The sequence below is a fragment of the Streptomyces sp. CB09001 genome (assembly GCF_003369795.1).
Lineage (GTDB): Bacteria > Actinomycetota > Actinomycetes > Streptomycetales > Streptomycetaceae > Streptomyces.
Genome location: NZ_CP026730.1, coordinates 3,898,549 through 3,910,529, shown reverse-complemented (window position 1 = coordinate 3,910,529; position 11,981 = coordinate 3,898,549). Strand labels below are relative to the sequence as shown.

General features: G+C 73.9%; 11 protein-coding genes. 4 read left to right on the top strand and 7 right to left on the bottom strand.

Annotated features, from left to right (window positions below; translation table 11 throughout):
- Nucleotides 1-131: 131 nt before the first annotated feature.
- The 3 genes from C4J65_RS18135 to C4J65_RS18125 all read left to right on the top strand — a co-directional run bounded on the left by C4J65_RS18135 (nt 132) and on the right by C4J65_RS18125 (nt 4,126).
- Nucleotides 132-947, top strand: a complete 816-nt coding sequence (locus C4J65_RS18135) for a class I SAM-dependent methyltransferase (RefSeq protein WP_115743343.1) — start codon at nt 132-134, stop codon at nt 945-947.
- A gap of 268 nt (nt 948-1,215) precedes the next feature.
- The gene (locus C4J65_RS18130; RefSeq protein ID WP_115743342.1) at nt 1,216-2,385 is read left to right on the top strand and encodes a C40 family peptidase; all 1,170 of its coding nucleotides are present in this window, start codon (nt 1,216-1,218) and stop codon (nt 2,383-2,385) included.
- A gap of 271 nt (nt 2,386-2,656) precedes the next feature.
- Complete coding sequence (locus tag C4J65_RS18125; protein WP_162833593.1) at nt 2,657-4,126, top strand: fused response regulator/phosphatase; 1,470 nt, start codon at nt 2,657-2,659, stop codon at nt 4,124-4,126.
- Between the two features lie 70 nt (nt 4,127-4,196).
- Here the strand turns inward: C4J65_RS18125 and C4J65_RS18120 are convergent, their stop codons facing one another.
- The 5 genes from C4J65_RS18120 to C4J65_RS18100 form a co-directional block, all read right to left on the bottom strand.
- Entirely contained in the window at nt 4,197-4,532 is a 336-nt protein-coding gene (locus C4J65_RS18120; RefSeq protein WP_162833234.1) for a DUF2516 family protein, read from the bottom strand.
- 113 nt (nt 4,533-4,645) lie between these two features.
- Nucleotides 4,646-5,317, bottom strand: a complete 672-nt coding sequence (locus C4J65_RS18115; RefSeq protein ID WP_115743340.1) for a hypothetical protein — start codon at nt 5,315-5,317, stop codon at nt 4,646-4,648.
- A 22-nt stretch (nt 5,318-5,339) separates the two neighbouring features.
- Nucleotides 5,340-5,765 carry a helix-turn-helix transcriptional regulator gene (locus tag C4J65_RS18110; protein ID WP_115743339.1) on the bottom strand — a complete coding sequence of 142 codons (426 nt, stop codon included), beginning with the start codon at nt 5,763-5,765 and terminating at the stop codon, nt 5,340-5,342.
- A gap of 258 nt (nt 5,766-6,023) precedes the next feature.
- Complete coding sequence (locus C4J65_RS18105; protein ID WP_115743338.1) at nt 6,024-8,096, bottom strand: AAA family ATPase; 2,073 nt, start codon at nt 8,094-8,096, stop codon at nt 6,024-6,026.
- Nucleotides 8,097-8,150: 54 nt separating this feature from the next.
- Complete coding sequence (locus C4J65_RS18100) at nt 8,151-9,020, bottom strand: helix-turn-helix transcriptional regulator (protein WP_115743337.1); 870 nt, start codon at nt 9,018-9,020, stop codon at nt 8,151-8,153.
- 87 nt (nt 9,021-9,107) lie between these two features.
- On the opposite strand from C4J65_RS18100, the gene C4J65_RS18095 reads away from it, so the two are divergent.
- Nucleotides 9,108-9,926: an SDR family oxidoreductase gene (locus C4J65_RS18095; protein WP_115743336.1), complete on the top strand. Its 819-nt coding sequence runs from the start codon at nt 9,108-9,110 to the stop codon at nt 9,924-9,926.
- Nucleotides 9,927-10,130: 204 nt separating this feature from the next.
- On the opposite strand, the gene C4J65_RS18090 is transcribed toward C4J65_RS18095, so the two are convergent.
- Complete coding sequence (locus C4J65_RS18090; protein WP_240330451.1) at nt 10,131-10,790, bottom strand: TetR family transcriptional regulator; 660 nt, start codon at nt 10,788-10,790, stop codon at nt 10,131-10,133.
- A gap of 10 nt (nt 10,791-10,800) precedes the next feature.
- Nucleotides 10,801-11,910 (bottom strand): aminoglycoside phosphotransferase family protein, encoded by a 1,110-nt coding sequence (locus tag C4J65_RS18085; RefSeq protein WP_115743335.1) that lies wholly within the window; start codon nt 11,908-11,910, stop codon nt 10,801-10,803.
- Nucleotides 11,911-11,981 lie beyond the last annotated feature (71 nt).

Genomic DNA, 11,981 nt, shown 5'->3' with positions numbered 1-11,981 from the left:
GATCGCTCAACCGTTCGATGACTGATCGGGTCCCCCGCCCGAACCGGTGGCGGCGGGCACCCTGCCACGGGGTGCGGGTACCACCATCCCGTCGGCGAATGCGGCCCGGGCGGCCGCATACCCTCGTAGGCATGCCACCCCGCGCCACCGCCACCCGCCCCGTGGGCACGGTCACGCGCGGGACGACGAACCCCAACCGGCTGCGCCGCATGGACCGCTGGATCGCGGCCGTGCACGGTGCCGAGCTGCGCCGCGCCGCCGACCCGGTCGCCGTCGACCTCGGCTACGGCGCGGCGCCCTGGACGGCGGTCGAACTGCTGCACCGCCTGCGCACGGTTGCGCCGCACGCGCGCGTGGTGGGCGTCGAGATCGACCCGGCGCGGGTGGCGGCGGCCCAGCCGTACGCGCGCGCGGGGCTCGATTTCCGGCACGGCGGCTTCGAGGTCCCCGTCTCCGCACCCCCGCTGCTGATCCGCGCGGCGAACGTGTTGCGCCAGTACGACGAGGGCGAGGTCGCCGCCGTCTGGCGGCGGCTGTGCGCGCGGCTCGCACCGGCGTCGGAGCACTCGCGCGGCGGGCTGCTGGTCGAGGGGACCTGCGACGAGATCGGGCGTCGGCACGTGTGGGTGGCGCTCGGGCCCGAGGGGCCGCGCACGGTGACCTTCGCGACCCGGCTCGGCTCCCTGGACCACCCCTCCGACCTGGCCGAACGGCTGCCGAAGGCGCTCATCCACCGCAATGTCCCCGGCGAACCCGTGCACGCCTTCCTGCGCGACTTCGACCGCACCTGGGCCGCCGCCGCGCCCTACGCCTCCTACGGCGCCCGGCAGCGCTGGATGCGGGCGGTGCGGGACCTGACGGGCGACTGGCCGGTGACGGACGGGCCGGTGCGGTGGCGGCAGGGCGAAGTGACGGTGCGGTGGGAGGCGTTGGCGCCCCGCGCCTGAGCCCACGGCACGGACGGGGTCGGGCGGGTCGGGCGGGGTCCGGCGGGGTCGGGCAGGCCCTCGACCGGGAACGATCTCCGTGCGGCGTTCGTCACACACCGAGGAAGCAAAGAGGAAGGCAAAGAGGAAGGCAAGAGGAAGGGCGAACGAGGGAAGCAACCGAGGGGAAGCGGGAGGAAAGCACGACCTCTGTCGCTTTTCGCGCCGGCATGGCACGATCCCCCGAGCGGGCTATGTTACTGACGGTTAATCAGGTTGGGGGCGAGGTATGCGTACGGGCAAGCGTGGCCTGACGACGGCTGCCGTGACCGTGGTCTGCGCGATCACCGTACTGGCGGCACCGGGCACGGCGTTCGCGGACCCGGGCCCCACGGCCTCGTCGTCACCGTCCCCGACCCCGGACACTCCCGGCGCCTCCGCCGTTCCCTCCGCCCCGGCCGCCACGCCCGCCACGCCCGGCACGCCCGGCAAGGGCAAGGACCTGGAAGCCGTACGCAAGAAGCTCGACCAGCTCTACCGCGCGGCGGCCTCGGCCACGGAGGAGTACAACGCCGCCGAGGAGAAGGCCGAGAAGCAGAACGCCGAGATCGTCGAGCTGGCCAAGAAGATCGTCAAGGGCCAGGAGAAGCTGGACGGCCTCAAGGACCGCGCGGGAGCCGCGGCCCGCTCCCAGTACCGCAACGGCGGCCTGCCCGACGGGGCGAAGCTCATCCTGAGCGACGACCCCGAGGACTTCCTCGACGGCACCGGCCGGGTGATCCAGGGCCAGCGCGCCACCAAGGGCCTGCTCGGCGAGCTGACCCGCGCCCAGCGGGACCTGAAGGCCTACGCGGCGGACGCCTCCGCCCGCTTCAAGGAGCTGGAGGCGAACCGCAAGGCCAAGGCCACCGCCCAGAAGAAGATCGAGAAGCAGATCGCGGCGGCCGAGAAGCTGGAGTCCGAGCTGGAGAAGGAGGAGAAGGAGCGCCTCGCCCGGCTGGAGCGCGAGGCGCAGGCCAGGGCGCAGACCGCCTGGCTCGACTCCGGCATCCTGAAGGACCTCGACACCGGGGCGACCGAGCGGGGCCGCAAGGCGGTCGAGTACGCCACCGCCCAGATCGGCAAGCCGTACCAGTGGGGCGCCGAGGGCCCCAAGTCCTACGACTGCTCCGGCCTGACCTCACAGGCCTGGGTGTCGGCCGGGCAGGCGATCCCGCGCACCTCGCAGCAGCAGTGGAAACAGCTCAGGCACGTAGACGTCGAGGACATGCGGCCCGGCGACCTGATCATCTACTTCGACGACGCCAGCCACGTCGGCATGTACGTCGGCGACGGCTCCATGGTGCACGCCCCCCGTCCGGGCCGCTCGATCACCGTCGCGGGCGCGGGCTCGATGCCGATCCTCGGCGTGGTCCGCCCGGACACGGCCCCGGAGCAGGCGTCCACCCCCGAGGAGTGACGCGGGCCACGCGACCGGTGCCGGGTGCGTGAGACGGGCCACGTGACCCAGTCCACGCCCGGCACCCGCCCCCGCGTGACCTTCGTCATCCCCGCCCCAGGGACGACGTGTCCAACTGCGGGGGAAAACGCGGCATATGACAGTGGCCGATGGCCGCCCGACGTGTTCTGGACCATTCCGCAGCGGTGCGGTCACCCGCTATGGTCCCCGTCGGTGGGTCGAGGTCCCTCGCCCCGCCATGCCCTCGGGGGGAGGGAAGGAAACCAAGACGATGCCCGTACCCGTACCGCGGCAGAGGGCGATCCCGGCCGTGGAGTGTGGTCAGGCGCCCGCCGCGTCCCCGGACAGCGGCCCTTCCAAGGAACAGGCCCCGCCCGGGACGCACCAGGCCGAGAACGCCGCCACCCGGCGAGAGAACACCCGAGAGAACCCCACGGAGAAGCGCGAGAAGCCCACGGACACCAGCACGGAGACCGGCACCGGCACCGGCACCGACCCGGCGCCCGGCGCCCGGACCGAGAGCGCGGCACCCACGAACCTGACGGTGCTGCTGATCGAGGACGATCCGGCCGGCTCGCCGATCGTCCCCGACCTGCTCGACCAGGCCGGCAAGCCGATCCGCGTCCGCACCGCACGCAACCTCACCGAGGCCGGGCGGCTGCTGACCGACGACGTCCACTGCATCCTGCTGGACCTCGCCCTGTCGGCCCCCGCCCCGGCCCGCACGAGCACCGACGGCGGTGGCAACGGCGGCGACGCGGAGGACGACGACGAGCTGGCGGTGCTGCGGCACGTCCTGGAGCTGGCGCCCCGGCACGCCGTGCTCGCCCTCACCTCCTCCAGCGACGCCGAGCGCGGCGCCGAGGCGGTGGCGGTCGGCGCGCAGGACTACCTGTTCCGCGACGAGCTGGACGGCCGCCTGCTGAGCCGGGCGATCCGCTACGCCGTCGAGCGCAAACGGTCGGACTCGGCGGAGCGGCGGCTGGCCGAGGGCAGGCTGCGGGCGCAGGAGAACCGTCGCCTGGAGCGCGGCCTGCTGCCGACCCCGCTGCTGGCCGGCTCCCCGCTGCGCTTCGCCGCCCGCTACCGCCCGGGCCGCTCGCGCGCGCTGCTGGGCGGCGACTTCTACGACGTCGTGCGCACCCCGGACGGCACCGTGCACGCCATGATCGGCGACGTCTGCGGGCACGGCCCGGACGAGGCGGCGCTCGGCGTGGAGCTGCGGATCGCCTGGCGGGCGCTGACGCTGGCCGGGCTGTGCGGCGACGAGCTGCTCGGCACGCTCCAGCAGGTGCTGGAGCACGAGCGCTCGGACGACGAGATCTTCGCGACCCTGTGCGCCGTGGACATCTCCCCGGACGGCCGCCGCGCGGGCCTGTGCCTGGCCGGGCACCCGTCCCCGCTGATAGCCGCGCCGGGCGTGCCCGCACGACTGCTGCCCTACGACAACAACGGCCCGGCGCTGGGGCTGCTGCAGGGCGCCCGCTGGCCGCGGATGCAGGTGGAGCTGGGCGCCGAGTGGAGCCTGATGTTGTACACCGACGGTCTGATCGAGGGCCACGTCGGCGGGGGCCGGGAGCGGCTCGGCCAGGACGGCATGGTGGAGCTGGTCCGCCGCCAGCGTGCCGAGGGTCTGACCGGCGAGGAGCTGCTGCGGGCGACCGTCAACGAGGTCCGCGAGCTCAACGGCGGCGAGCTGGCCGACGACCTGGCCGTGGTCCTGCTGGACCGGACGGCCTGAGCCGCCCGGTCCCGGTGCCCCTGCTCCCGCGCGGGCGTTCCCGCCGGTGTCCGCCGTCGTCGTACAGGGGTCAGCGTCCGCCGTTGTACGGGCCGTACGGACCGTCGCTGCTGGAGCCGCGGCGGCTGCTGCGGCCGCCGCCCGACAGGCCGCGCAGCGCGGGCCGTACGTCGACCATGTACACGATCGTCGCGATGAGGCCGATGATCGGCAGGAACGACAGGATGTTGAAGATCAGGTTCACCACGAAGGCGAGCCCGAGGATGACCAGCCAGAAGGGCTTGGTCTTCTTGTCGGCCGCGCGGTAGGCGTCCTCGCGGCGCGTGGCGGCGTCGATCAAAGCGAAGCCGCTGAAAAGGATCAGGGCGATGCTCAGCAGCCACATGAAGCCTGCGAACCCCTGCATCAGCACAACGTCCACCACCAGAATCGGATCGTCATTACGCGGTCACCGTACCCGCAGAACGAGCCGGACACCCCAAGGGTGCCCGGCCCGCTCCCCGCTCCTCGCGCCCTGCCCTACTTGGCGGGCGGCGTCGTCTTCTTGGCGGTGGTGCTCTTCTTGGCCGGGGCCTTGCGCGGGGCGGGCGTCTTCTTCGCCGCCGCGGACTTGTCCTCGGTGACCCGGACCGGCTCGGACTTGGCCGTCGCCGGCTTCGGCGTCGCCGGCTTGACCGGGGCGGGCCTGGCCGGGGCGGGCCTGGCCGGGGCGGGCTTGGCCGGCTCGACGGCGACCGCGAGGTCCTCCACGTCCTCGGCGAGGTCCTCGATGCCGTCGGAGGCCTGGCCGCGCCAGGTGCGCACCGCGTGCTCGCCGCGCTCGGCGACCTTCTCGTAGGTCTCCCGGGCCTTGACGGCGTACTCGGCGGCGACGCCGACGGAACGCAGCGCGAGGTCCTGGGCGGTCTCGCCGAGCTTCTTGAAGTCGGCGTCGAGGGAGCCGAACAGCTCGTTGGCCTTGGCCTGGAGGCTGCCCTGGGTCTCCTTGACGCGGGCCGTCGCCTTCTCCTGGACGGCCTTCGGGTCGGTGTTGCGTACGGCGTCGATCCGCGCCGGGGCCTCCGCGCGCAGCTGCTCCACCAGCACCGGCACCTTCTTGGCCTGCTGGAAGGCGAGGTCGGCGGTGCCCGCGGCGAAGTAGAGCGGGGTGGGGTCGCTGAAGGTCTTGCGCAGGTCGTCGGTGATGGCCATGGTGATGGTCCTCCGGAATTGCTTACGAGTGAGGGTTTTGTGTCGTTCCAGCCCCGTCGACGGCGATGTCGGCGTCGGCGCCCGGCTCCGCGTCGGCCCCGAACCCGTTCTCCTTGCGGAAGGACTCGTAGACCTGGAGCAGCACCTGCTTCTGGCGCTCGTTCAGCGAGGGGTCGGCGAGGATGACCGCACGCGTCTCCACGTCCTCCCGGTCCCGCTCCGCGTCGAGGATCCCCGCGCGGACGTACAGCGTCTCGGCGGAGATCCGCAGCGCCTTGGCGACCTGCTGGAGCACCTCCGCGCTCGGCTTGCGCAGCCCGCGCTCGATCTGGCTCAGGTACGGGTTGGACACGCCTGCGGCGTCCGCGAGCTGCCGCAGGGACAGCTGCGCGTTGCGCCGCTGCTCGCGCAGGTACTCGCCGAGATTGCCGACGTTGAGCGATGCCATGCCTCCACCATGCAGCACCGCGCTAACTATTGCAAGCAACCTGCTTGCAATAGTGTTTCCAGGTCCGGGCGCGAGGCGTGGACCCGGGCCCAGTCCGGGCACCGGCCCGGCCACGTGGGCGTCGGTGGCGTGCTGCGGCGGAACGCCTGGTTGACGCCGGTGTCGAACAGGGGCAGCCCGTGTGCGGTGTGCCCCGTCGCGGCCGTCGTCGAGGAGACGGTGTTCATGCCGGTCGCCGCGCCACGACCCGCGGGGCCTTCAGAACGGCAGCGGCCGTTCGTGCACCACGTCCAGCCGGGACACCGCGCGGGTCAGCACCACGTACAGCCGGTGCAGGCCCCGCCCTCCGGGCCCCTCCGCCGCCGCGATCGCCGCCGGTTCGACGGCGACGACGTGGTCGTACTCCAGGCCCTTGACCACGCTCGCCGGCACGACGGCCACCCGGGAGCCCAGCGCCTCGGGCCCGGCCGCCGCGATGCCGGCCGCGTCGAGGGCGGCCCGCAGCCCCGGCACGTCCGGGTCGGCGGCGACGACACCCACCGAGCCCTCCCGGGCGAGTGCGTGCCGTACGGCGTCCACGACCGCCTCCGGGACGGCGCCGGGCGCGGCCTCGCGCAGGGTCAGCTCGCCGTCGCCGCGCAGCGAACGGGCCGGCGGCACGTCCACTCCGAGCCGTGCGAGCAGCCGGTTGGCGAGGCCCACGATCTCCTTCGGCACCCGGAATCCGGTGGTCAGGGGCACCACGGCCGCGTCCGGGCGGCCGAGGTGGGCGAGGACGGTCCGCCAGGAGCGCGCGGCCCACGGCGTGGTCCCCTGGGCGAGGTCGCCGAGGACGGTGAGCGAACCGAAGGCGGACCGGCGGGCGATGGCCCGGCACTCCATCGGGGAGAGGTCCTGCGCCTCGTCGACGACGACGTGGCCGTAGCCCTCGGGGTGTTCGAGGAGTCCGGCGACCTCGTCGAGGAGGAGCAGGTCGGCGGCGGACCAGCGCGCCGACCTCCACGACCGCGGCGCCCGCCCCGTCCACAGCAGGGCCTGCTGCTCCTCCTGGTCCAGCAGCCCGTCGGCGGCGCGGGCCAGCTCGCCGGGGTCGCCGAGCAGCGGCGCGACGACCTCTTCGGGGCGCACCCGGGGCCATACGGCGTCGAGGGCCGCGCCGACCGGCCGGGACCGTTCGACGCGGCGCAGCCAGGCGTTGGCCGGCGGCCCGGCGCGCCGTTCGACCCGCTCCTGGACGTACCGCACGATCCGGGCCCTGACCCGCTCGCGTCCGACGCCGTACGGCGGCTGCTCCTCCCGGACCTCCGCGACGATGCGGGCCAGCGCCTCCGCCGGGACCCGCCAGCGGTAGGAGCCGTCCGGTACGGCGAGGTCGCCCGCGGCGCCCGGGTCCACGCGCGCGTACAGGGCGCGGCGCAGCACCTCGGCGGTCCGGGCGTCGTGCTTGAGGGCGGCGGCCGGTGCGTCGTCGGTGCGGGTGACCGGGTGCCGGGCGATCTCCCGGTCCAGCGTGGACTGCCGTACGCCGCTCTCGCCGAGGGCGGGGAGCACCTCGGCGATGTAGGAGAGGAAGGTCGGGTTGGGGCCGAGGATCAGCAGTCCGCCGCGCCGGATGCGCTGCGGGTGGGTGTAGAGGAGGTACGCGGCCCGGTGCAGGCCGACGGCGGTCTTGCCGGTGCCGGGGGCGCCCTGGACGCAGACGGTGGTGCCGAGGGGGGCGCGGACCAGGTCGTCCTGCTCGGGCTGGATGGTGGCGGCGATGTCCCGCATGGGTCCGACGCGGGGCCGTTCGATCTCCCGCGCGACGATGGCGCTGGCCCGGGACTCGCCCCGGTCGAGGTGCTCGTCCTCCATGCAGGTGAGGTCGGCGGCGTCGCCACGGCTGCCGGGCGCCCATCCGAACCGGCGGCGGACGTCCACGCCGCGCGGGTCGCCCGCGGTGGCCTGGTAGAAGGCGCGGGAGACGGGGGCGCGCCAGTCGACGACGAGGGGCGGGGCGGCCGGGTGCTCGGTGATCCGCAGCCGCCCGATGTGCAGCGCCCGCCCGGCGCCCCCGTCCCCCTCCCCCTCCTCCCCCTCCTCCTCCGCTTCGGTGAAGTCCAGCCGGCCGAAGAACAGTGGTCCCGCGGGCAGTTCGCGCATCTCCTTGGCCCGGCTGCGGAGCCGGTACCCGAGGACCTCGGCGTCGGCACCGGAGGCGGAGACGTCCTCGCCGGTGACGACGTGCTCCTGGGCGCCCTCGACCATCGCGGCGAGGACGGTCCGGCAGTGTTCGTGGTGGGCGCGCTCGCGGTCGAGGGCGCGCTGGAGGGCGGTGTCGGTCGACGTCATTCCGGCAAGCCTACCGGAATGACGTTACCGAGTTGCATATTTTACTCGGTCAGCTCAAACCCGGGCCGCCGTGCTGAGGTGCCCGTCCGGCCGGCTCCCCAGTACGTCCAGGAGCGCCAGGGCCTCGGCGTCGCGTGATCCCGCCGGCGCCGAGTAGAGGACGAGGCGCTGGTCGCGGTCGTCGAGGACGAGCGAGTCGCAGTCGACGGTGATCTCCCCGACGACCGGGTGCCGGAAGGTCTTCGTGAGCGTCGGCGCGGCCTGGACGTCGTGCCGCTCCCAGAGCCGGCCGAACTCGGGACTGGCGTCGCTCAACTCGTCGACGAGTTCTCGCACCGCCGGGTCCGACGGGTACCGGGCGAGTGCGGAGCGCAGTCCCGTCACGACGTGCAGCCGGAAGTCCGCGCCGTGGGAGGTCCCGTACAGCTCCGTGCCGGTGGGCGTGGTGCCGAGGAACGCCCAGCGCGCCAGGTTGCGGTCCCTGGGGGCGAGTTCGCCGAAGTCCTCCATGAGCGCGGCCGCGAGGCCGTTCCACGCGAGCACGTCGTACGCGGCGGAGACCACGAAGGCGGCCGTCTGCGGCAGCCGCTCGATGAGAGCGAGGATGCTCGGGCGGACATCGCGCCGGTGCAGTCCGGTACGGCTCGGCGCGGTGCCCGCGAGGACGTGGAGGTGGTCGGACTCGGCGTCCGTGAGCCGCAGGGCGCCCGCGATCCCGGCGAGGACCTCGCCCGACGGTCGCGGCGCCCTGCCCTGTTCGAGCCGGACGTAGTACTCGGTGGAGATGTGCGCGAGGACCGCCACCTCCTCGCGGCGAAGGCCCGGTGTCCGGCGCCGCGGGCCCGTGGGGAGGCCGACGTCCTCCGGCCGGAGCCGCTCGCGGCGGCTGCGCAGGAACACCCCGAGTTCCTTCTTGTTGTCCATACCCCGAGTGTGCACGCCGCACGGCGACCGGTGCCTGGTACAGCCTGTGCCTGTATCCGCCCGGCGGCCGGCCGGACGCTGTCAACCATGACGAACGACACGAACGACACACACGCGCCGAACAGCACGCAGACCGTCTACAGCGCACCCATCGGCCTGCTCACCGGCAAGGTGCTCTTCCTCACCGGTGCCAGCCGCGGCATCGGTGCGGCCGCGGCCCGGCTCTTCGCCGCCGAGGGCGCCTCCGTCGTGCTCGCCGCCCGCGGTACCGACGCCCTGGACCGCGTGGTGAAGGAGATCCGCGCCGACGGCGGTGTCGCCGACGCCGTCGCCCTGGACCTCGCCGACCCCGCGAGCATCCGCGCCGCCGTCGACCACGTGGGGAACCTGCACGGCCGGCTCGACGGCGCCTTCAACAACGGCGCGGCGATCCAGCGGCCCGGTCCGCTCGACACGACGAGCGACGAGGACGTCGACGAGCAGTTCGCCGTGAACTTCCGCGCGCACTGGACCGCCATGAACGCCGAGGCCGCGCTCATGCGACGCGGTGGTGGCGGGGCGATCGTCAACACGTCGAGCATCGGCAGCCGCCGCGCGAACCCGGCCCTGCCCGCGTACGGCGCCATGAAGCGCGCGCTGAACAGTCTCACCGAGACCGCCGCGGTGAGCTGGGCGGCCGACCGCATCCGGGTGAACGGCATCACGCCGGGCGGCACCGCCACGGAGATGATCGACACGTGGGAGGCGGCGACCCCCGGCGTCGTCGAGCGCATCAACGCGTCGACCCCGTTCGCCCGGATGGCCGAGCCCCGCGAGGTCGCCGAGGTGGCCGCGTGGCTGCTCAGCGACCGCGCCTCGTGGGTGACCGGCGCGATCGTGCCGGTCGACGGCGGCGCGGGCGCCTGAGCGGGACACGGGTACGGGACCGCAGGGACTGAACTCGTCGAACCGACGGGAACCGGTGCGCACGACGGGCACCGGTGCACACGGGCACCGGTGCACACGGGGACCGGTGCACACGACGAGAACCGGTGCGCACTACGAGCACCGGTGCACGCCGACGGGGACCGGTGCGCGCCGACGGGCACCGGTGGAACCGGCCGGAGCCGGTCACTCCGGGGGCGGCCCGGCCGTCCCCGGCAGCCCCGCCACCGGCCCCCTCTCCAGCCCCCTCGCCAGCCCCCTCGCCAGTCCCGCGAACGCGCGTTCCGCCGCCGCCACCGCGTCCGCCCGCACGTCCTCCACCCGTTCCCCGGCGGCGATCCGGCGCCAGTTGTCCAGCGCGAGGACCCGCTGCACGGCGATGATCTGCGCGGCCGCCAGTCTGGCCTCCAGGTCACCGCCGAGCACCTCGGCGAGCGCGGCCTCGGACCGCTCCAGCTGGGTGTGCATCCGGGCGACCAGGGCGGGGGTGCCGTAGAGCAGCCGGTGGAAGGCGAGCACGGCGGGGTGGTCGTTGAGCCCGGTCACCGGGTCGCACCGCTCAAGACCCGCCAGGAAGTGCCGCCGCAGTGCGTCGACCGGCGCGGGCAGCCCCTCTCCCGCCACCCGGGCCGCCTCGTCCTCGTGGTCGGCGATCCGGTGCAGGACCAGGTCCTCCTTGGCCGGGAAGTACCGGAAGAGGGTCGGCTTGGAGACCTCGGCCGCGGCCGCCACCTCCGCGACCGACACCGCGTCGAAGCCCTTCTCCAGGAAGAGTTCGACGGCGATGTCCGACAGGGTCCGGAACATCCGCTGCTTCTTGCGCTCGCGCAGACCGGGGGCGTTCATGGGGGCGAGCCTAGGGGGTGTCCGGCAGGGCCCCGTCCTCGTCCGGGTGCGCACGGCCCCACCGCACGAGGGCGGTCCCGATCTCGGCGGGGCCGGGCACCGACTCCAGCCCGAGCGGCAGGGCCGCGCCGGTCAGGATGGTGTGCAGCCTGGCGGCGGCGGCCCCGACCTCGGGACCGGCCGACCGCGCCTGCCGCCCCAGCGAGACGGCTTCGCGGATGACGTCGGTGAAGACCGACTGGGCCCTCTTGTACCCGACGATCCGCCCCAGGTCCTCCCGCCAGCCGCGGGTACCGCCGGGCCGCACGGCCTCGACCGTGCGGCGCCACTGCTCCACCACCCGGGGGCCCTGCCAGGACGGGTAGCGCATCAGGTGCAGATGGGTGGCGAGGTCGTAGAGCGGGTCGCCGACCATGGCCAGTTCCCAGTCGATGGTCCACAGCCGCCGGTCCGCGTCGACGATGATGTTCTCGCGGTGCAGGTCGGCGTGGAGCAGGCAGAACGGACGTTCCCGGAGCCCGGCCACGTGCTTGCGCAGGCGCTTGAACGCGTCGTCGTCCAGCCCCAGGGCCGCGAAGAGGGAGCCGAACCGCGGCAGGTTCTCCGCGTGGACGCGCTGCTCGGTGAAGCAGACGAGCCGTTCCATGAAGCCGTCGGTGTCGCCGTCCGCCGGCCGGTCCTCGGGGCTGCACCGCCGCTCCACCGGCAGCGTGCGTGCCGTGACGGCCGCCATCTCGCCGACGAGCCGCAGGATCTGCCGCGTGAACCCTTCGGGCACCGCCCGCCCGGCGCCGTACAGCGATCCGAGGGTCCGGCCCTCGACGAACCGCTGCAGGGGCAGCCCGCCGACCTCGAAGACGTCCGGCACGTCGGTGATCCGCCCCTGCAGGGCGCGCAGCAGCTGCTCCTCCGAGACGAAGCACCGGCGGTCGAACCAGAGCAGGCCGCTGCGCGGCTCCCGGCACTTCCAGCGGGCCCCGTCCGCGGCACCCGCGGCTCCGGGCAGCGGAACCACGTACGTCTCGTGGTGGTAACCGCGCAGTGGGCCCTCGACCGCGCTTGCGTCACCGCTCACCTCGACGGCACGGAGCCGGGCGGGGGAGGCCGATTGAGGCGACATCTACCGTTTTTCTCTCGCCTTGGACCCTTGCGGAGGTGCAGGAGTGGGAAAACGGTACTCCTGTTGTCGCC